Origin of the sequence: Pseudoalteromonas sp. Z1A8, assembly GCF_011378855.1 — a bacterium.
Taxonomy (GTDB): domain Bacteria; phylum Pseudomonadota; class Gammaproteobacteria; order Enterobacterales; family Alteromonadaceae; genus Pseudoalteromonas.
Window position 1 is genome coordinate 78,729 of the sequence record NZ_WTLB01000011.1, and the last position, 21,256, is coordinate 99,984.

A 21,256-nucleotide genomic window follows, 5' to 3' on the forward strand; every position below is an offset into this window, starting at 1 on the left:
TTTTTCATATAAAAATTATAACTTGTTTATTATTAAAACAAAGGCCAAGTTGAAACATGCTAAGTCAACTATTTCAAAAACCGTCCCCGATGATGGTAGGAATTGATATTGGATCACACTCTATTAAGGCTGTGCTTTTACGTGAAATTGAAACGGGATTTCGACTAGAAGCACTTGCAATTGAGCCAATGCCAAAAGGTGCAATGAGTGAGCGCACAATTCAAGATATCGAAGCGATTGGTAACGTAATTTCAAAATTAAGAAAAAAATTACCAAAATCATTAAAATCTGCAGCAGTAGCTGTTTCAGGCCAAACAGTCATCACAAAAGTGATCTTCATGGATGTATCGTTAACTGATGCTGAACTTGAATCGCAAATTGAAATTGAAGCCGATAGCTTAATTCCATATCCTCTTGATGAAGTGAGTCTCGATTTTGAGAAGCTTTCAACGAATGAGGCAGATCCTAGTAAAATGAATGTTTTGCTTTCTGCAGCTCGTACTGAAAGTGTAGAAGCGCGTGTTGGCGCTTTAGAAGCGGCAAACTTAGAAGCCAAAATAGTTGATGTAGAAAGCTATGCGTTAAGTCGTGCAATGGATGTTTACTACCAACAGCTACCTAGCGACGCATTTAATAAATGTGTGGCTGTGGTTGATATTGGTGCAGTTTTAATGCTTGTGAGCGTTGTTCAAGCAGGTGAGACAATTTATACCCGAGACCAGGTTTTTGGTGGCGATCAATATACAAATAGTATTGTGGCTTATTATAATAAAGGCTTTGATGAAGCTGAAATTGGTAAAACATCAGGTGATTTACCGCCAAACTATACCTTTGAAGTACTAGCCCCTTTTCAAACCTCATTACTTCAACAAGTGCGACGTGCAGTTCAAATGTTTTTAACAACCAGTGGCAAAGATCAAATAGATTATATTGTCTTGACGGGTGGCACATCGATGATAAAAGGAATTGACCGATTACTTATTGAAGAACTCGGTATTCACTCTGTCGTTGCTAAGCCTTTTGAGAATATGGAAATTTCCCCTAAAGTAGATCGTAATGTGATGCAGCGTCACAAAACACAGTTTGCAATTGCGACTGGGTTGGCATTAAGGAGTTTTTCAACATGCCATATATAAATCTACTGCCTTGGCGCGAATTACAACGCGAAGAATCGAAAAAGAAATTTGTAACTATACTTGTTGGTGTCGTTATAATTTGTTTTGCGAGTATGTATTTATTGAGCTCTTTTTATGGTGCTTTAAAAGATGGGCAAAACTTAAAGAATAACTATTTAAGCTCAGAAATTAGCATGTTAGATAAAAAAATAAGTGAAATAAGAAGCTTAGATAAAAGAAAAGAAAACTTACAGCAGCGTATGAGGCTTATTGAAGAATTACAAAGTAGTCGTAACCTGGGTACGCAAATAATGGATGAAGTTGCCAAAATAGTGCCCGGTGGCGTTTATTTAACAAAACTAGAGCGCAGAGGCAGCCAAATACATGTGTTAGGACGTAGTGAGTCTAATAACCGTTTATCGACAATGCTGCGCGAAGTACAAAGTTCATATTTACTAGAGAATCCTTCAATGCAGGGCATTGTTGCAGGCGATCAATCGTCGCGTTTACTAAGTGATTTTAATATGGAATTTTATGTAAAACCATTTGATAAAATTGGTGAGGTTAGCGATGAACCTTGATTTTAAAGCACTGAGTGAAATTGATTGGAATGAAATAGAGCTTGATAACATTGGCGATTGGCCTATTGCCGTTAAAGCAATTTGTTGTGCGTTTGTTGCTGGGCTTGTATTGTTTTTTAGTTACAGCCTATTAGTTTCTGATGAAATTGATAGCTACCATAGTGCGGTTGCTAAAGAAGTTGAATTACGTACTACTTATCGTACTAAATATGCAGTAGCGAGTCGGATCGATGTTTATCGTCAGCAAATGATTGACATGGAAGGTAAATTTTCACAGCTATTAAAACGTCTACCTACTTCGAACGAAACTCCTGGCTTACTCGATGATTTGTCGTATGTTGGGACAACGAGTGGCCTGACTTTTTTAAAAATAGGTTGGTTGCCAGAGGTTGAAAAAGAATTTTATACCGAGCTGCCGATTAAAATTGAAGTGATAGGCACCTATCATGAGTTTGGTGAGTTTGTAGGTAAAGTGGCCCAGTTACCACGAATTGTGAGCTTGCATGACTTTTCTATTTTATCATCGGGCGATAAACAGTTAACATTCAGTGTTGTTGCAAAAACATATCGTTATGAAGAAGGGGTTAAAAAATGAAACTCCTTCGCGTAGTACCTTTAGCGATAGCCTTTGTTTTAGCTGGTTGTAATGATGACACTTCTGAGCAAAAAGAATTCATTGATCAGGTAAAAGCAAGTACAACGCCAAGGGTTGAGTCAATCCCTGAACTGACAAAGTTTGAAATATTTGAATACAGTGCAGGCCAGCTACGTAGTCCATTTGTAGCGCCTCAACCTGAAATAATTCAAAACAAATTAACGCAAGTAAAAAACTGTTTGCACCCTGATCAAGAGCGTCGCCGTGAACCGTTAGAAAAATATCCACTAGATAACTTAGCAATGAAAGGCACAATTGGTTCTAGTGAACAAATATGGGCATTAATAACAGCAGCAGATGACACTTTACACCGCGTAACAGTAGGGAATTACCTTGGTAGTTATGATGGAAAAGTAAAAACAGTAAGTAACGACTATATAGAGTTAGTGGAATTAATCCCTGATGGGTCTGGCTGTTGGAAAGAGCGCTTGACTAAATTAGAAATGTTAGAGGCGGCAACAGATGGCGCAAATTAATAATAAAAAAGGTAAAAATAGCATGCATAAGGATGTACTTTGGCTTCATCGTATTTCACGAACATTACTGGCTGCTGTTGCTTTAGTCACTGTAAATACAGCCATTGCAGGGCCATTACTTTATGATGTTCGCTATAACCCATTACTTAAAGGCGAAACTGAGTTACAGCTTGTTTTTGATGAAGAGTTAACGTTTGAGCCAAAAGTTCAGGTGTTTAATAGACCGGCTCGAATCGAAATGTTTTTTGATACTGCAGAGTTAGAGGTTGGTTTAAATGATGTTGCAGTTAACCAAGCTGGGATTAGCAGTGTCACCAATGTTTTAACTGATAATGGTTTAAAAGTAACGGTAAACCTAGATAGATTAAAAATTTATGAAACTGAGGTTAATAATAATTTAGTATCAATACGCGTATCTGACAATCCACTTACAGAATCTGAAAACGAAGATGTAGTGATGGATTCAGGTGATGTAAGCGGAAATTATATTAATCGTATTCAGTCAATTGATTTTAGACGTGGTGAAAAGGGCGAAGCTAAAGTACTCGTATTCTTACAAGATACTCAAGCTGCAATTGAAGTGCACGAAAGTGGCGGGAAAATTTATGCAGACTTTCACCATACCGATATTTTAGATGACCTACTTTATGAATTAGATGTATTAGATTTTGGTACTGTTGTAAGTAATATCGAGACATTTAAAGAAGATGGATTAAGTCGTGTCGTTATTGAGCCAAACGCTCAGTTCACGTTTACGTACCAGCAAATAGATAATATTTTAACGCTGACAGTAGAAAAAGATGAAACGCAAAATGCCTATTTAGATGGTGGTGTGGAGTATCAAGGTCGACCTATGACCTTAAATTTTCAAGATATTTCTGTACGCGCAGCACTACAAATTATTGCGGGCTACAACGACTTTAACTTAGTAACTAGTGATTCAGTCACGGGCAATATAACACTACGCTTAGATGGCGTACCGTGGGATCAAGCGCTTGATGTAGTACTGCGTATTAAAGGGCTAGATAAGCGCATGGATGGCTCTATTTTAATGGTAGCACCTGCAGAAGAACTAGCTGCACGTGAAGCTAAAGATTTAAAAGCTAAACAGCAAGTTGAAGACTTAGAGCCTCTGTACAGTGAATACATTCGATTAAACTATGCTAAGGCCGAAGATTTTGCTGATTTATTAAAAACAGATAGAAACAGCATTATAACAGCCCGTGGTAGTGTATCGGTTGATCAGCGTACAAATACCTTATTAGTAAAAGATACGGTAAAGAGTATAGAAAATATCCGCCGCATGATTGAAACACTCGATATTCCAGTACAGCAGGTTGTAATAGAATCTCGTATGGTAACTGTGCGTGATAATGTTACTGAGGACTTAGGCGTACGCTGGGGCTTTAGTGACCAAGGTAGTAGTGTTGGTATTTCAGGCTCACTTGAAGGCGCAGAAGGCATTTATAACGCGACATCAACTTCAAATGCGCCAAGTATTTCAGATCGATTAAATGTAAATTTACCTACATCAAACCCTGCAGCAAGTATTGGCTTACACATAGCAAAACTGGCTAATGGTACGTTAATTGATTTAGAGCTAAGTGCGCTTGAAAAAGAGAACAAAGGTGAGATCATTGCAAGCCCGCGCATTATTGCAGCAAACCAGCAAAAAGCGCGAATAGAGCAAGGTACTGAAATTCCTTACACTGAGTCAGCTTCAAGTGGTGCTACTACCGTAAGCTTTAAAAAAGCGGTACTGAGTTTAGAAGTAACGCCTCATATAACCCCGGATAATAAAGTAATACTAGACTTAGTGATTACTCAAGATACACGTGGTGATACCGTACAAACGGGTACAGGTGAAGCTGTGTCTATTGATACCCAAGAGATCCAAACACAAGTATTAGTTGAAAATGGCCAAACCGTCGTACTCGGTGGTATTTTCCAGCAGCAAATCATTAATACTACAAGTAAAGTACCAATTTTAGGTGATATTCCTTATGTAGGAAGACTATTTAAAAGCACAAGTGAGTTTAATGAAAAGCGTGAATTGCTTATTTTCGTGACACCAAAAATACAAATTGATTAAAATACAGTGGTTTTATGTTAACCAACGGGTGATTATTTAGATTAATTGCTCGTTATATGGCTTTTTATCCTAATTGACTTGAAATACCCCTGCAATTACTGAGATAATCCCCTCCTTAATTTTGGGGCCAGGTCGTTAGGCGGGGTTTTATTTCAAATTTTAGAGTTTGTTTGTACTAAAAGATATGGCTGAGAAACGTAATATATTTCTAGTTGGCCCCATGGGGGCTGGCAAAAGCACGATTGGTCGTCACATCGCTGACCAATTACACCTTGAATTTGTTGATTCTGATCAAGAAATCGAACGCCGCACAGGTGCAGATATTGCATGGGTATTCGATCTTGAAGGTGAAGAAGGCTTTAGACTTCGAGAAGAGTCTGTTATTGGCGATTTAACCGAGATGCAAGGTATTGTACTTGCTACCGGTGGTGGTTCAGTAATGAGCAAAGAAGTTCGAAACAAGCTTTCGGCTCGAGGTATCGTTGTATACCTAGAGACACCTATAGAAAAGCAAGTTGCACGCACGCAACGCGACAAGCGTCGTCCATTACTGCAATCTGAAGAAGCACCTCGTAACGTATTAGAGCGCTTAGCAGAAGAACGCGAGCCACTATACAAAGAAGTTGCTGATTTTGTTGTACGTACCGATGAGCAAAGCGCTAAAGTTGTTGCTAACCAAATCATCGAGAAATTAGATTTTTAAAAACCAATAATAAGGGAATAACCAAGCATGCTTAAATTAACTGTTAATTTGGACGAGCGAAGTTATCCTATTTATATTGGGGAATCTGCACTTCAAGATAATGGCCGCCTGGTTCACCACATTGGTGATTGTCGGCCTATCATCATTACTAATGACACAATAGCGCCTTTATATTTACAAAGGTTACTTGATTCATTAGCTGATCTAAATCCGCTATCTTTTATTATTCCTGACGGTGAGCAATATAAATCACTTGAATGGTTTGAAAAAATGTCAGCATTTTTACTACAAAATAACTGTGGCCGAGATACATGCTTAATTGCATTAGGTGGCGGTGTTGTAGGTGATCTAACTGGTTTTGTTGCGGCTTGTTATCAGCGCGGCGTACCGTTTATTCAAATACCAACGACAGTGCTTTCACAGGTTGATTCATCGGTAGGTGGTAAAACGGCAGTAAATCATCCTTTGGGTAAAAATATGATAGGGGCATTTTATCAACCTCAAGCTGTATTTATTGATACGCAGACATTACACACCTTACCTGAACGAGAGTTTGCAGCAGGTATGGCTGAAGTAATTAAGTATGGTCTGATTTACGATACCGAACTATTTGCTTATTTAGAGAAAAATGTAGCTAATTTACAGCAACTCGATGAAGCATGTTTACAGCATATTATTTTTAGATGTTGTGAAATAAAAGCACTTATAGTTGCTCAAGATGAAAAAGAACATGGCCTGCGAGCTTTGTTAAACTTAGGTCATACATTTGCCCATGCAATTGAGGCAGAAATGGGTTATGGCGTTTGGTTACATGGTGAAGCTGTTGCAACGGGAATGGTATTGGCAGCTAAACTTGCGCAGACACGCCAAGATTTAAGCGCAGATGAAGTTGAGCGAATTATTAAGCTGCTTGAGCTATATAATTTACCAACAGAAATTCCAAAGCAAATGACTAGCGAGCAGTTTTTAACGCATATGCGTAAAGACAAAAAGAATAAAAAAGGCACTATCCGCTTTATTCTACCTACCCAATTTGGCCAGTGTGCATTAGTTGATAATGTATCTGATGATCAAGTTAGAGACTTAATCGAGCAGTAAATGCAGTCACAAATTTTACCAAGCCGTGCGGCTTTGGTGGATAGAATCGCACTGCAATTTGAGTACGGGCAAAATTTAATTGTTTTACTTGGCACTTCTGGGCTAGGTAAAAGCTATATGCTCGAAACCTTCATTACAGATAAATATAACGACTTTAATAAAGCCTTTGTGCAAGTAAGCGCACAAATGACTGACGCTCAGCTAATGAGTGAGCTATTAGAGCAAAGCTTTAACTCCCCCCTGATTGATCATAACTTAAGTTTACCTGAAAACTATTACCAATTACTGCAGCAGCAACCATGTGGGCCATGTTTATGGGTACTTGATGGCGGTAGACAGTTATCTGAAGAGATGTTGATTGAACTTGAGTTACTTTCAAAAAATAGTCCAAATACGCTATATATCATAATAGCTTCACAGTCCAAATTAGCTTTAAATAATGCTGTTGAAATTTACTTAGAACGGCTAACGCTTCAAGAAAGCAAGATGTTATTGCAGTGGTATTTTACTGATTTACCTTATGATGAAGACCCTGTATTCAGTACTTTTTTAGCTGAGGCTCACGGCAATCCTAGTTTATTGCTTGCTTGGCAACCTAGTGAGCACATAGCCGATATTATCGTTAAAGACAAAGTGTCTTGGCGGTTGCATTTATTGATTTTGATGTTGCTGATTATGCTATTAATTATTGGGCTACTTTATAAATCTGATATGACACAGTGGTGGCAACAGTACTATCAGCAAGAAGAGACGCAGGTAATTAATACAGCAATACCAATAGAGCAAGTAAGTGAGCCGGTTATAAAGAAAAATGACTCAATAGTTAGCTTAAATGAATCAAAGGTAGTTGAGTCACCTATTAAGTCAGAACGTGTACATACCAATGATGTGCCCGCTATAATGCAAAGCCTTACTGAGCCTACCAACACTGTTAATGTATTAGACCATGATGTTGATGACAGTGCTAAAAACAAAAGCAGTATAGTAAGTGACGTTAAATCTAAAATTCTTAAAATAAAGAAAGTAGATACCGCAGAGCAAACTCAGGTTAATCAGGATAATATATGGTATATGCAGCAGCCAGATACAAATAGCGTTATTCAATTATTAGCTGTAACTCAGCAGGAAGTGAGTGATAATTTTATTGCTCAATTTAATCTACAGCAGCAAACTCATACGTATCGAACCAAACGAAATAATAAAATGTGGTGGGTTGTCACATTTGGCAGTTTTGAAAGTATAAAAGAAGCAAAATCAGCAATGGATACTTTATCTGCTGGGGTTAGAAAAAATAAACCTTTCTATAAAAAAATTAGTAAAATAAAGCAAGAAATAGCACTCGTTGATCAGTAAAACACACTGCTTTAGTGTAAAATCGCGCAACACCAGATTGAAGTAAAGAGCCAATGCAGCAAAAGAGTAGAGCCTTCCTTAAATGGGCCGGCGGAAAATACAGCCTAGTTGAGAACATTAATGCGCGATTAAACCAAGCTAGCAAGCATGCAGATACGTTGGTTGAACCTTTTGTTGGTGCAGGTTCTGTGTTTTTAAATAGTGACTTTAAACACTATATTCTTAACGATATAAATGCAGACTTAATTAACTTATACAAAGAGCTTAAAAGCTCTCCAGATGAGCTGATTAGTGACGCTAAAAAACTATTTGTTGATCTGAATAATCATGCAGATGCTTATTACGAATATCGTGTGCAGTTTAATCAAAGTCGTGATGTATATGAACGTTCAATATTGTTTTTATACATGAACCGTCATGGCTACAATGGACTCTGTAGGTATAATTTAAAAGGCATTTTTAACGTGCCTTTTGGTAAGTATAAAAAGCCTTACTTTCCTGAAAAAGAAATGTATTTTTTTGCTGAAAAAGCACAAAAAGCGACGTTCACCTGTTTAGATTACGATGACGTTTTTAAGTTAGTACCTAACAATGCTGTTATTTATTGCGACCCACCTTATGTACCATTAAGTAAAACGGCTTCGTTTACCTCTTACGCTAAGGGCGGGTTTAATTTAGATGATCAGGCTAATCTGGCTAATTTGGCTGAGAAGGCGGCGTTTGAAAACAACACGCCAGTGCTTATATCTAATCACGATACTGTATGGACTCGAAAAATTTATAGCCAAGCGTCACTTGATCAAATACAAGTAAAGCGCACTATCAGCCCCAAAGGTGGCTCTCGTAATAAAGTAGACGAGTTAATGGCTATGTATTTAGCACCCAAGCAACCACTGCATAAATTGCGATAACAAAAGCAATAAATAGTGTAATCGCAATTAAAATAATAGACGTAGGAGAGTGTTGTTTAAAATCAGCTTGGCGTTTATTTTCAGACTGAACACCAAAAAATGCTGCTAGCACACTTTGCAACGCACTAATAAATTGCAGCATTATTTAAAATAAGGGTTTTAAAGAAGGAGTATTTTTAGAATCATCAGAACTAGTAAGTAGTTCTAGCAAATCGAGGTAATGAAACTGAGCACTACGGCTATCGCCAGTTAACCACGAAAACCACGATGACTCTTCTTCAATTTTAATACACGTAGATAATGTGCTGTTAGCACTTACAGTTTGTGTATTATGGCAATTATTAACCGAGCTTAATTCTTGCTCAGAGCTTGAACCAAAGCTAAACGCCCCGATAAGCAGTAATGCCGACGCAATTAATATCCCAGTTTTAAATGCACGCATGGTAAAATCCAATAATTTGTTACTTTTTTAATCATAGCAAATATTGATTAAATATCAAACTTAAAGTTACCTGATAAAGGGGCTATTACGCCATATTACTTGGGTAACATCTTCAATTAAGTTACATTAACGCAATACACTATTTATTGATGGAGTTAATCATGTTTAACCCAGAGCAAAAATATTTAATTGCCCCTTCTATTTTGTCTGCTGACTTTGCAAAGCTAGGCGAAGATGTTGATAAAGTACTCGCTGCAGGTGCAGATGTGGTTCATTTTGATGTAATGGATAATCACTATGTACCTAATCTAACAATTGGCCCAATGGTGTGTAAAGCACTTAGAGATTACGGCGTAACAGCGCCTATCGACGTGCATTTAATGGTTAAGCCTGTAGATAGCCTTATTCCACTGTTTGCAGAGGCAGGTGCATCAATTATTACTTTTCATCCAGAAGCTAGCGAGCACGTTGATCGTACAATACAGCTGATTAAAGATCACGGCTGTAAAGCAGGCTTAGTGTTTAACCCTGCAACAAGTCTAAGTTATTTAGATCATGTTATTGATAAGCTCGATACCATTTTACTTATGTCGGTAAACCCAGGTTTTGGCGGGCAAAGTTTTATCCCTCATACGCTTGAAAAATTACGCCAAACAAAACAGCGTATTATTGAATCAGGTCGAGATATTCGCTTAGAGGTTGATGGTGGTATTAAAGTCGATAACATTGCAGCAGCAGCTCAAGCGGGTGCAGATATGTTTGTTGCAGGTTCTGCTATTTTTAACCAACCAGATTACAAAGTTGTGATTGATCAAATGCGTGAGCAGCTTGGAAGTGTAAAATAATGAAGTACGATATCGCCTTATTTGATTTAGATGGTACCTTGGTTGATAGCGTTTACGATTTATACATAGCCATAAATCTCACATTAACTGACTTAGCATTTCCGATAGTAAGTCAGCGTTTGGTTGAAAGCTGGGTAGGTAATGGTGTTGAAGTCCTCGTTAAACGCGCCTTGAGTGGCGATATGCAAGTGAGTGAACATTTAGATGAATCACTCAGCAGCAAAGCTATTACGCAGTTTTATAAACATTATGAGCAACATGTGGGTGAATATAGTGTGTTGTACCAACATGTAGAAACTGGGCTTGCAGCACTTCGCGGTATGCCCAAAGCATTAGTCACTAATAAGTCTCGTGTGTTTACAGAGAAGTTGCTTGATAAACTAGCACTAGCGAGCCATTTTGATGTGATTGTATGTGGTGACGATATGGCAAAAAAACCATCTCCAGAGCCATTGCTATTTGCCTGTAAAAAGCTAAATGTTGAACCGAATAAAGGAATAATGATAGGTGATTCTAAAAGCGATATACTTGCAGCTAAAGCCGCTAACATAGACGTAATTGCACTTAATTACGGCTATAACCAAGGTGAAAACCTTGCAGATTATAATCCGCAGTACCTATGCGATAACTTCTTAGATATAATACCTGTTCTAACGCAGCGTTAAATATTATTAATTAAGCTAAATAAAGGAAAATCATGAGTAAACCAGTAGTATTAAGTGGCATGCAGCCAACCGGTGGTATGACAATAGGCAACTATGTTGGCGCTATTAACCAGTGGGTTAAGCTACAGGAAGAATATGATAGCTACTTTATGCTTGCAGATTTGCATGCGATTACGGTACGCCAAGACCCAGAATTACTTCGCGCTCGCGTATTGGATGGAGTTGCACTATATACAGCATGTGGTATTAATCCAGAAAAAGCAGCGCTATTTGTACAATCTCAAGTGCCTGAACATGCACAACTAGGTTGGGTTTTAAACTGTTATGCACAAATGGGTGAATTAAATCGTATGACGCAGTTTAAAGATAAGTCAGCAACGCACGCTAATAATATTAACGTGGGTTTATTTGCTTATCCAGCTCTGCAAGCGGCGGATATTTTATTGTATCAAGCAGATAAAGTACCTGTAGGAGATGATCAAAAGCAGCATTTAGAGCTGACTCGCGATATTGCTACACGATTTAATAATGTATATGGCGATATTTTTACGCTACCAGAACCGTATATTCCTGAATTTGGTGCTCGCGTAATGAGCCTACAAGATCCACTTAAAAAGATGTCAAAGTCAGATGAAAACCCAAATGGTTTTATCATGATGCTAGACGAGCCTAAAAAGATTGAGAAAAAACTTAAAAAAGCAGTAACAGACTCAGACGAACAAGCGCGTATCTACTTTGATCGCAAAGAAAAGCCGGGTGTATCAAACTTGCTTACTTTATTAAGCGTTGCAACTAAGCGCTCAATTGAAGAGCTAGTGCCAGAATACGAAGATAAAATGTATGGCCATTTGAAGAAAGATACCGCTGATGCTGTTGTAAGTATGATTGAACCTATTCAGGCTCGCTTTAAAGAGATTAGAGAAGATCAAACGCTTCTTAACAACATTATGAAAAAGGGCGCTGAAAAAGCGAGTGCTCGAGCTGAGGTTACATTAAAAGCGGCTTATGATGCGGTTGGATTTATTCCACGTCCATAAGGTAGCTTTACCACTTATGTAAAAATGCCGCTTACTTCAAATAAGCGGCATTTTTTATATAATACTAATTAACATTAAAAAACCAAATATAAATAATAACGACATTGCTTGTTTGTCTGTCTTGTCCATTATTCAGCGTCTTTAGTTGTTATTTTAACGCTCTCTTCAACATCAACTAGAGAAACTTTATAGCCCTTGTTTTCAAGTAAGGTAAGTAAACTATCTTGTCCTGCAAGGTGGCCAACTCCAACAAGTACAAACTCATTTTTGTCGTTGTTAAACATGGCTTCTACTTTTGGTAACCAATCATTATTTCTATCTGTAATGAGTTGTTTATAGCTATTCGGATCATTTTTCTGCATACCTTCAAGTGCCACTTTATTCAGTGTGCCTGTATCACCTTTGCGCCAGGCAGCTAAAAGTCCTTTAAACATATCGCCATAGTTGTGAAGCTCAGCTAAGTTACGTTTAATGAAATCGTTTTCGTTGCCTTGACCCATTGTTTTATAAAGCTCTAACTGAAATTCCATTGTTTCTAAGTAATTTTTTGTTTTGTTATCTTCAGTCGCTTTTTTAGTAAAGTAAGCATCAACCCCTTCACCCATTAAGTTTTGCTTTTGAAGTTCCATCGACATTAAAACAATACTAACCATAGCAGGGCGAAAACCATCTAACTTAGCTAGGTTAGCGCCAAACTCGCTAAGCTTATTTTCAAGTGAAGCTTTAACCTGGGGTTCTAGCTTTTGACTCAACGTTTCGTTATTTGTATACGATAGCGCACCTAACATTTGCATTTGTGCATTGGTGTCGGCTGGGTCAGGTAACGGTGCTTCTAAAATAATTGTATCTGCTTGTTCATAAGCATGGTTAAACTCGGCGGGTAGTGGCATTTCAGCTTTAGGTAGTATGTGAACTGTACCGCCAATAAATAGTGAGTCATTGCCATTACTTACTTGCCATACAGAGCTTTGAGCCTGTGCTGTATTTGCTAAAAGGCTACAACTAAGTAATACGCTAGCAGACACTAATTTTTTTGTGAATTTTTTCATGATCATTCCTTAATATAGCTTTTAATTTGATTTTTTAGTTCGATAACATATTGATGAAATATGCAGTTATTGACGATGTTACCTTTGAAAGATTTTTATCAATTTGCGAGTTTATTTTGCTCATTGAAGAGTCAAGCTCAGCTGATATTTTTTCATCTATTGAAGAGAGTAATGTTTGCTTATCAACATTACTTTTTAAAGGCTTAGAAGCGTGTATTTTGATTGTGTTTTGTAGCTCTTGATTAACAGGGTTAATTGCCTCTATGCTTTCACTAATCATGCATTTCTCAAAATTATTTTGAACGGTGTCTTGTTTAGCGTCAGCTGCAATAACTGAAGTAGTATTAAAAGCCGTTGCTAGTAGTAAAGCTGGTAGTACTTTTTTCATTGTGTTGTTCATAATTAAACCTTTTATATTTTTTAAATGCAGCCAATTTAGAATGACAAATGATTTTTACTAAGCTGCTTGTTGATGACGGTTTAAAGAATATCGCTGAATTTGCATTGAGTCGCTTATCTAGTTATGAGCAATTAATAAGTAAGGTTTTTAATAACTTTAATTGTTTGAAATTAGTAATTTAGTTTAAAACCTTATTTGATGATATAAGGTTTGTGGTTGCAGTTACTACACAAAAAAATGTACCTGTGATAGGGTTAGTTAAAATGAAAAATAATTAAAGACTATGAATTATCAAATCGGACCTTGGCAATTTATTAGTAATCGCTGTGTGATTACTTCAAACCATTTAGAAAGGGAATTAGATCCTCTTTTAGTAAAGTTATTACTCCACTTTATAGATAAGCCTCAACAAATCGTTTCCCGCCAAGAGCTTATTGAGAGTGTGTGGCAACAGAGCTTTGTTGATGATAATGCGATTAACCGTGCAATCTCAGAGTTAAGAAAGCAGCTTGCCCACCCAATTGAAAAAGCGCCGCTTTTAAAAACGCATTACCGTAAAGGATATAGCCTAACAGTAATACCTGAGCGTTTAACGCAAGCAAACGTTTCGAAAGAGCCTGCAAATATTTTGCCTGACTCACCGGGTATTTCTGCCAAAAATGAAGAAATAGCTAGTGCAACTATTTCGAAACCAGTTCAAAAAAAGAATAGTAAAAAGTTTTTGATTTATTCTTTACTCGTCATTATCTGCCTCTGCTTTTTAGTATGGTTTGGGTTGTTTTTTATTAATACACCTTCTAGTGAAAAGATTAAACAGATCACGGTTAATAAGGTAGCAAGCACGTGGAATATAGGCAGTGAGGTTCACCCTGAGATGTCCTCAGATAAACAATATTTAGCTTATACAAATGTTGAACCTGAAAATGACGTAATGCATGCATTTGTAAAGCGACTATCTGATCAAAGGGAAGTTGAAATTACCTATCCTGGCTTTCAAGTATCCATTTTATCGTGGCAGTTAAATCAGCGCTCTGTGTTGTTACAAGCTACCAACTTAAAGCAGCAAAAGTGTGAAATGGTACTCGTTGATTTAAGCCAGTTTCCTGTTATAGGAGAGGCTACTTTAATTAAAAAGTGTGACCTTAGATACACTGGTTATGCGCAAGTAGACGAAAGTGGTGAGCATATTTATTACACCGAATATAAAAATGAGCATGAGGGTTCAGGTTTATATAAATATGATTTAGAACTTAAGAAAGAATTCATAGTGATTCCACCACCAGGCGTCATGTATGGCGTAATCATGCCTCGTTTATCTCATTCTGGTAGTAAAATAGCATATGTACTTAGTCAAAAGGGTAAGCCTTTTTCTGTATTTAGCTACAATTTTGAGACCCATGAAACCAAGCGATTATTTAAAGCAAAGAAAAGCATAATTAGCTTCGCGTTTGACTGGCTTGCAGACGATAAAGGCGTGATTGTTTTTGAAGACTCTGAGCTTTCAACCATTGTGTTCGATGAAAATAATATCATTAAACGCACACTAACGGTTACCCCAGCAATTTCACCTTATTATATTGCAGTTCAATCTGCTAATAGCCTTTTTTACTCAGCAAATAAAACACAAGCATTTTCGTTAATTAAAGCGATTAATCTTTTTAGCGATGTTCCTGAGTATGAAGCACTCTACAAAAGTGATGAAGACGACTACAACATTGTAGAAGTCATTAATGAGAAAGGGCCAGCGCATATTTTTGTATCCGAGCGCTCTGGCAGCAGTCAGTTGTGGTTATCTCAAAACGGGCTTACAAAGCAACTTAGTAACTTTACTTATGAAGGGAAATCTAACTTTGCTATTGGCGGGCTAAGAGTATCGAGTAAGCAAGATCGTGTTTTATTAAGAGTTAATAGTGATATTGCATTTTTTGACGTTCTGTCGAGCAAGCTCTATACCATAGCTGAGTTTAAAGGGCGAAAAATACTAAACTATGTATGGTCTAAAAATAATGAAAGTATAATTTATTTAGAGCGAAGTGGTTCAGAAAATCTATTTGCTCAGTTTAATTTATTAACGCGAGACACAACTATATTAGAGGATATTAAAGCCAACAAATTAATTTCAGGCGCTGACGGTACTAATTATGCAATTACTAATAATCAGTTAATTAAATTATCAAATAAACAGAATTGGGAATTGCCTAAAGACGCGCGACAAGCACAACTTTTTGCCATTAATGGTAATTACCTTTATTACTCAGATGCTATTTCAAGAGTTGCTCGGCTTAATTTAGAAGATAAAACAGTACAAGATGTACATGTAGATTTTAAACCCATCGCATTTTTTATTAGTGATAACAATCAGATTTTCTTTACAGAATCAAAATATAAAGATATGCAAATAATACAGATAAGTTGGAACGACTAGGGCGTGTCTATCTTTTTAGATTAAGTTTACGTTGTTTTTCTCTAATAGCATTTTCGATTGTTATGTTGATAAAAGAAAAGTTAGAACAAAAAATAGCGAGAAGTGATTCTTCTCGCTATTTTTAATCAAATGTAATCTCGGCAGTTAAATAACTTTAATGCCGATTGATTTGCTATAGCTAGACCTCTATTTACTTAATAGAGGTTTTAGGTAATGCCCAGTATGTGAACGCTCACATTCAGCAACTTCTTCTGGCGTACCAGCAATCAGTATTTCACCACCGCCAGCCCCGCCTTCAGGACCTAAATCGATAACCCAGTCTGCTGTTTTAATCACATCGAGGTTATGCTCAATAACAACAATAGTATTGCCGTGATCGCGCAAACGATGAAGCACTACAAGCAGCTGTTCAATATCAGCAAAGTGTAAGCCTGTTGTTGGCTCATCTAATATGTAAAGTGTTTTACCTGTATCGCGCTTTGACAGCTCGCGCGCTAGTTTTACACGTTGCGCCTCACCACCAGAGAGAGTAGTAGCCGCTTGACCTAAACGCACATACGATAAACCAACATCCATCAATGTTTTAAGCTTACGGGCAATAGCTGGTATTTTATCAAAGTAATCATGAGCGTCTTCAACGGTCATTTCGAGCACTTGGTGTATGTTTTTACCTTTGTATTGCACTTCGAGCGTTTCGCGGTTATAGCGTTTGCTCTTACATACATCACACGGTACATAAACGTCTGGTAAAAAGTGCATTTCAACTTTAATTAAGCCGTCACCTTGGCACGCCTCACAGCGTCCGCCTTTAACGTTAAAGCTAAAGCGACCCACTTTGTAGCCACGAGAGCGCGCTTCTTGGGTGCCTGCAAATAACTCACGAATACCGGTAAATATTCCTGTGTAGGTTGCCGGATTTGAACGCGGAGTACGACCAATCGGGCTTTGATCAATATCGATTACTTTATCGAAATGATCTAAACCGCTAATTGATTTATACGGTGCTGCTTCGGCAGTTGTTGCGCCATTTAGCTCTGTATGAGCAAGTTTAAATAATGTGTCGTTTATTAACGTTGATTTACCTGAGCCCGATACACCTGTCACACAGGTCATTAAGCCAAATGGAATTTTTAAATCCACATTTTTAAGGTTATTACCCGTTGCGCCAAATAGCTCTAGCCATTTGTCGTTAGTTGGGTGACGTTCTTTTGGTATTTCTATTCTACGCACACCTGATAAAAACTGGCCTGTAACCGACTCTTTGCTTGCTAAAATATCGTCGCGCGTACCTTGAGCAATAATATGCCCACCATGAACACCTGCACCAGGGCCAATATCAATAATATGGTCAGCGGCACGAATAGCATCTTCGTCATGCTCAACCACAATAACGGTGTTACCTAAGTCGCGCAAATGGACAAGTGTTTGTAGTAAGCGGTCGTTATCGCGTTGATGTAATCCAATAGATGGCTCATCTAGTACGTACATTACACCTACAAGGCCTGCACCAATTTGGCTCGCTAAGCGAATACGCTGAGCTTCACCACCTGATAGTGTGTCGGCGCTGCGCTCAAGTGATAAGTAATTTAGGCCAACGTTAATTAAAAACGATAAACGGTCGCGAATTTCTTTTAGTATTTTTTCAGCTATTTGGCCTTTTTGTCCGGTGAGCGTTAACCCTTCAAAAAACTCCATAGCTTCACCAATACTCATGCACGTGATTGCAGGTAAGTTGGTTTTGCCTATAAATACATTTCGAGATTCTTCACGCAAACGTGAGCCATTACAGCTAGGACATGCTTGGCTTGTTTGGTATTTAGCAAGCTCTTCACGTACTGAGTTTGACTCAGTTTCGCGGTAGCGGCGATTCATGTTGTTTAACACGCCTTCAAACTCATGATTACGTGTAATTAAATCGCCACGGTCGTTGCGGTAATTAAACGCAATTTTAGTGCTACCAGAGCCATCTAAAATAATTTTTTTCGAGTCGTTGTCTAAATCTTGATAAGGCACATTTAAATCAAAACTATAATGCTCAGCAACGGCTTGTAGCATTTGATAGTAATAAAAGCTGCGTTTATCCCAGCCCTTAATTGCACCGCCGGCAAGGCTTAACTCAGGATTATGCACCACACGGTTAGGATCAAAATATTGGCGTATGCCTAATCCATCACACGTTTGACACGCACCCGCAGGGTTATTAAACGAAAACAAACGCGGCTCAAGTTCAGTCATTGCATAGCCACAAGTAGGGCAGGCAAAGTTTGCTGAGAAGAGAATTTCTTCAGCGCTGCTATCGTCCATATATGCAACATGTGCAACGCCATTAGACATTTCAAGTGCGGTTTCGAACGACTCTGCTAAGCGTTGTTGTAAGCCATCTTTTACTTTAAAGCGGTCTACAACAACTTCTATTGTATGTTTTTTATGAAGCTCAAGCGTTGGTGGATCAGACAAGTCACATACTTCACCGTCTATACGGGCTCGAATATAACCTTGGCTCGATAGCTGCTCTAATAACTTAACATGCTCACCTTTACGCTCTTTTACTATTGGCGCAAGCAGCATTAACTTACTGCCTTCAGGCAGTGCTAAAACGGTGTCTACCATTTGGCTCACTGTTTGCGCAGCAAGTGGTAAATCATGTGTAGGACATCGTGGTTCGCCAACGCGGGCAAACATAAGTCGTAAATAATCGTAAATTTCGGTAATAGTACCCACAGTTGATCGTGGGTTATGAGACGTTGATTTTTGCTCAATCGAAATGGCAGGAGAGAGGCCTTCGATGTGATCTACATCAGGCTTTTCCATGAGCGATAAAAATTGTCTTGCATACGCAGAGAGTGATTCAACATACCGGCGTTGCCCTTCTGCATAAAGTGTATCAAATGCAAGTGATGACTTCCCCGAACCAGATAGACCAGTAATAACTATTAATTTATCACGTGGAATGGTTAGGCTGATGTCTTTTAAATTGTGCGTGCGGGCGCCTCGGACTTCAATGTTTTCCATGCTATCTCGTTTATTACCAAAATTATTTACTCAGTATCGCATAATACGAAGCAATATTAATCCTTGATCAATGAAAAATCCTTACTTATAGGCGATTAATTATTGCTAAGCTTATGGTAGAATCCCAACCTCAATTTTTCATACTGTAAGATCACATAGATAATGACTGCATCTTCACTTAATTCACGAGAAAAACGCGCCGCAGTATCGCTGGCGAGTGTGTTTGCATTTAGAATGCTCGGCTTGTTTATGCTGATGCCTGTATTGGCTATTTATGGACAATCGCTTGAAGGTTTTTCGCCTATTTGGATTGGTTTTGCCATTGGTGCGTATGGTTTAACGCAAGCAGTACTGCAAATACCTATGGGCCGATTATCAGATAAAATTGGTCGTAAAAAAGTTATTGTGGGTGGCTTAGTTGTATTTGCCATTGGCTCTGTAGTGGCTGCATTAGCTGACTCTATTCAAATGGTTACTGTAGGGCGTGCTCTACAAGGTATGGGCGCAATAGCCAGCGCATTGTTAGCGTTTGCTTCAGATTTAAGTCGTGATGAACAGCGACCAAAAGTAATGGCCGTTATTGGCATGAGTATAGGAATGAGCTTTGCCTTTGCTATGTTACTTGGGCCAATTGTTGCAGCCTCATGGGGTATTGCAGGCGTATTTTGGTTAACGGCTGTTTTAGCTGTTGTAGGCATATTTATTGTTACGTTATTGGTTCCTAAAGCAGTTAATAAAGCGCCTAAAGGCGATACATTAGCAAGCTTTAGCGACATTAAAAAACTAATTAAGCATCCGCAGTTAGCGCGATTAAATGCCGGTGTATTGTTACTTCATTTAACGCTAACCACTATTTTTGTTGTACTGCCGAGCCAGCTAATTAAAGATGGCTTAGTTGCCGACCATCACTGGTATTTATATATTCCAGTGCTATTTTTAGCATTTTTATTAATGGTACCAATAATGATTGTGGCCATTAAAAAAGAGAAAGAAAAACAAGCGTTTATTGGCTCTGTAGCTCTGTTAACTATTAGTATGTTAGCGATGTCGTTATGGGTTAATAGCGTAGTTGGTATTGCTGTGTGTATGCTGCTTTATTTTGTGGCATTTAACTTTTTAGAAGCCACAATGCCAGCACTTGTATCGCGTATAGCACCAGCAAGTCAAAAAGGTTCAGCAATGGGCGGCTACTCATCTAGCCAGTTTTTAGGCGCCTTTTTAGGCGGTATGTTAGGTGGCTATGTAGCACAAACAACAACGACACAAGCTGTGTTTGCGGCAGCAGCACTTGTTGGGTTAATATGGCTTATTATTGCGTGGAAAATGCAAGTCCCACCCAAAAGTAAAGTTATTAGTTTAATGACCAAATTAGATTCTGAAGAGCATGCTCAAGTGCTTGCTTCTCAGTTAGTTGCTTTACCAGGCGTAATAGAAGCAACAGTGGTTCGCGATGAAAGTCGCAGCTATTTAAAGATTAATGATAAAGAATTTGACCTAGACCAAGCACGTAAAGTAGCTGGTTTAATCTAACATTTATAGGAGATGGTTCCATGGCACGCGGTGTGAACAAAGTAATTTTGGTTGGTAATTTAGGGCAAGATCCTGAAGTTCGTTACATGCCTAACGGCAATGGTGTAGCAAATATTACCTTAGCAACTTCGGATAGCTATAAAGATAAAAACACTGGCCAAATGGTTGATAAAACTGAGTGGCACCGTGTTGTGTTTTTTGGCAAATTAGCTGAAATTGTTGGTGAATATTGTCGTAAAGGTTCACAAATTTATGTTGAAGGTAAACTTCAAACACGTAAGTGGACAGATCAACAAGGCCAAGAAAAATACACTACAGAAATAGTTGTAGATGGCTTTACAGGTCAAATGCAAATGTTAGGCGCACGTGGTGGCGATCAACAAAGTGGTGGTTACCAAGGTAATCAATCACAAGGTGGACAACAAAGTGGTGGTTATCAAAATAATCAATCACAAGGTGGCCAGCAAAGTGGTGGTTACGGTCAAAATAATCAAGGCCAAAATAACCAACAGCAAGGTGGTTATACTCCACAGCAGCAAGCAGCACCTGCAGCGCAGCCTCAATCAGCGCCTGCGCCACAGCAAAATAATCAATACCAACAACCGCAAAGCGGCTTTGCACCACAGCAAAACAGTGCACCGCAGCAGCAAGGTGGTTTCGCTCCTAAACCACAAAATGCTCCGCAAGGTGGCGCATCAAACCCAATGGAACCAACCATTGATTTTGACGACGATATCCCGTTTTGACCTAAGACAAAATGTTGAAAACATCTTTTAAAGCCGCTAAATAGCTAACACCATTCAGTTAAGCATGTTTTGACTTAATGGTGTACCGAGTTTTTGAAATTCGAACGGTCCTACTTTTGGG

General features: G+C 38.3%; 20 protein-coding genes. 15 read left to right on the forward strand and 5 right to left on the reverse strand.

The features are described from left to right. The first annotated feature begins 56 nt into the window (after positions 1 to 56). From GQR55_RS06445 to GQR55_RS06485, 9 genes are all read left to right on the forward strand, one after another. Positions 57 to 1,136 (forward strand): pilus assembly protein PilM, encoded by a 1,080-nt coding sequence (locus GQR55_RS06445; protein ID WP_166419926.1) that lies wholly within the window; start codon positions 57 to 59, stop codon positions 1,134 to 1,136. Continuing rightward, positions 1,124 to 1,696 carry a PilN domain-containing protein gene (locus GQR55_RS06450; RefSeq protein ID WP_166419927.1) on the forward strand — a complete coding sequence of 191 codons (573 nt, stop codon included), beginning with the start codon at positions 1,124 to 1,126 and terminating at the stop codon, positions 1,694 to 1,696. Before GQR55_RS06445 ends, GQR55_RS06450 begins: the two co-directional genes overlap by 13 nt. After that, a complete protein-coding gene (locus GQR55_RS06455; RefSeq protein ID WP_166419928.1) occupies positions 1,686 to 2,291 on the forward strand; it encodes a type 4a pilus biogenesis protein PilO in 606 nt (201 codons plus the stop codon). Before GQR55_RS06450 ends, GQR55_RS06455 begins: the two co-directional genes overlap by 11 nt. Next, the gene (locus GQR55_RS06460) at positions 2,288 to 2,827 is read left to right on the forward strand and encodes a pilus assembly protein PilP (RefSeq protein WP_166419929.1); all 540 of its coding nucleotides are present in this window, start codon (positions 2,288 to 2,290) and stop codon (positions 2,825 to 2,827) included. The genes GQR55_RS06455 and GQR55_RS06460 overlap by 4 nt, the downstream gene beginning before the upstream one ends. Beyond that, complete coding sequence (locus tag GQR55_RS06465; RefSeq protein ID WP_166419930.1) at positions 2,814 to 4,919, forward strand: type IV pilus secretin PilQ family protein; 2,106 nt, start codon at positions 2,814 to 2,816, stop codon at positions 4,917 to 4,919. The genes GQR55_RS06460 and GQR55_RS06465 overlap by 14 nt, the downstream gene beginning before the upstream one ends. Positions 4,920 to 5,103: 184 nt before the next feature. Further along, entirely contained in the window at positions 5,104 to 5,622 is a 519-nt protein-coding gene (gene aroK / locus GQR55_RS06470) for a shikimate kinase AroK (RefSeq protein ID WP_166419931.1), read from the forward strand. Positions 5,623 to 5,649: 27 nt separating this feature from the next. Then, entirely contained in the window at positions 5,650 to 6,720 is a 1,071-nt protein-coding gene (gene aroB / locus GQR55_RS06475) for a 3-dehydroquinate synthase (protein ID WP_166419932.1), read from the forward strand. Then, complete coding sequence (locus GQR55_RS06480; protein WP_166419933.1) at positions 6,721 to 8,073, forward strand: AAA family ATPase; 1,353 nt, start codon at positions 6,721 to 6,723, stop codon at positions 8,071 to 8,073. 53 nt (positions 8,074 to 8,126) lie between these two features. Further along, positions 8,127 to 8,984: a Dam family site-specific DNA-(adenine-N6)-methyltransferase gene (locus GQR55_RS06485; RefSeq protein ID WP_165740603.1), complete on the forward strand. Its 858-nt coding sequence runs from the start codon at positions 8,127 to 8,129 to the stop codon at positions 8,982 to 8,984. On the opposite strand, the gene GQR55_RS06490 is transcribed toward GQR55_RS06485, so the two are convergent. Both GQR55_RS06490 and GQR55_RS06495 read right to left on the reverse strand, forming a co-directional pair. After that, positions 8,941 to 9,126 carry a DUF2970 domain-containing protein gene (locus GQR55_RS06490; RefSeq protein WP_165740604.1) on the reverse strand — a complete coding sequence of 62 codons (186 nt, stop codon included), beginning with the start codon at positions 9,124 to 9,126 and terminating at the stop codon, positions 8,941 to 8,943. The two genes, GQR55_RS06485 and GQR55_RS06490, sit on opposite strands and share 44 nt — an antisense overlap. Positions 9,127 to 9,129: 3 nt before the next feature. Next, positions 9,130 to 9,426: a hypothetical protein gene (locus GQR55_RS06495; RefSeq protein ID WP_165740605.1), complete on the reverse strand. Its 297-nt coding sequence runs from the start codon at positions 9,424 to 9,426 to the stop codon at positions 9,130 to 9,132. Positions 9,427 to 9,587: 161 nt separating this feature from the next. On the opposite strand from GQR55_RS06495, the gene rpe reads away from it, so the two are divergent. From rpe to trpS, 3 genes are read left to right on the forward strand one after another with little or no spacing between them, the layout of a single operon-like run. After that, complete coding sequence (rpe, locus tag GQR55_RS06500; RefSeq protein ID WP_166419934.1) at positions 9,588 to 10,271, forward strand: ribulose-phosphate 3-epimerase; 684 nt, start codon at positions 9,588 to 9,590, stop codon at positions 10,269 to 10,271. Beyond that, positions 10,271 to 10,936, forward strand: coding sequence for a phosphoglycolate phosphatase (locus tag GQR55_RS06505; protein WP_166419935.1), 666 nt, complete (start codon positions 10,271 to 10,273; stop codon positions 10,934 to 10,936). Before rpe ends, GQR55_RS06505 begins: the two co-directional genes overlap by 1 nt. A 32-nt stretch (positions 10,937 to 10,968) precedes the next feature. Next, positions 10,969 to 11,973, forward strand: a complete 1,005-nt coding sequence (gene trpS, locus GQR55_RS06510) for a tryptophan--tRNA ligase (RefSeq protein WP_166419936.1) — start codon at positions 10,969 to 10,971, stop codon at positions 11,971 to 11,973. 128 nt (positions 11,974 to 12,101) lie between these two features. On the opposite strand, the gene GQR55_RS06515 is transcribed toward trpS, so the two are convergent. Both GQR55_RS06515 and GQR55_RS06520 read right to left on the reverse strand, forming a co-directional pair. Continuing rightward, positions 12,102 to 13,022, reverse strand: a complete 921-nt coding sequence (locus tag GQR55_RS06515) for a TraB/GumN family protein (protein WP_166419937.1) — start codon at positions 13,020 to 13,022, stop codon at positions 12,102 to 12,104. Positions 13,023 to 13,056: 34 nt separating this feature from the next. After that, complete coding sequence (locus GQR55_RS06520) at positions 13,057 to 13,422, reverse strand: hypothetical protein (protein ID WP_166419938.1); 366 nt, start codon at positions 13,420 to 13,422, stop codon at positions 13,057 to 13,059. Between the two features lie 283 nt (positions 13,423 to 13,705). On the opposite strand from GQR55_RS06520, the gene GQR55_RS06525 reads away from it, so the two are divergent. Continuing rightward, positions 13,706 to 15,847, forward strand: a complete 2,142-nt coding sequence (locus tag GQR55_RS06525; protein WP_166419939.1) for a winged helix family transcriptional regulator — start codon at positions 13,706 to 13,708, stop codon at positions 15,845 to 15,847. Positions 15,848 to 16,033: 186 nt separating this feature from the next. On the opposite strand, the gene uvrA is transcribed toward GQR55_RS06525, so the two are convergent. Continuing rightward, positions 16,034 to 18,859: an excinuclease ABC subunit UvrA gene (gene uvrA, locus GQR55_RS06530; RefSeq protein WP_166419940.1), complete on the reverse strand. Its 2,826-nt coding sequence runs from the start codon at positions 18,857 to 18,859 to the stop codon at positions 16,034 to 16,036. 162 nt (positions 18,860 to 19,021) lie between these two features. On the opposite strand from uvrA, the gene GQR55_RS06535 reads away from it, so the two are divergent. Both GQR55_RS06535 and ssb read left to right on the forward strand, forming a co-directional pair. Beyond that, positions 19,022 to 20,389, forward strand: coding sequence for an MFS transporter (locus tag GQR55_RS06535; RefSeq protein WP_166419941.1), 1,368 nt, complete (start codon positions 19,022 to 19,024; stop codon positions 20,387 to 20,389). Between the two features lie 20 nt (positions 20,390 to 20,409). Beyond that, positions 20,410 to 21,135, forward strand: a complete 726-nt coding sequence (gene ssb, locus GQR55_RS06540; protein WP_166419942.1) for a single-stranded DNA-binding protein — start codon at positions 20,410 to 20,412, stop codon at positions 21,133 to 21,135. Positions 21,136 to 21,256: the final 121 nt, after the last annotated feature.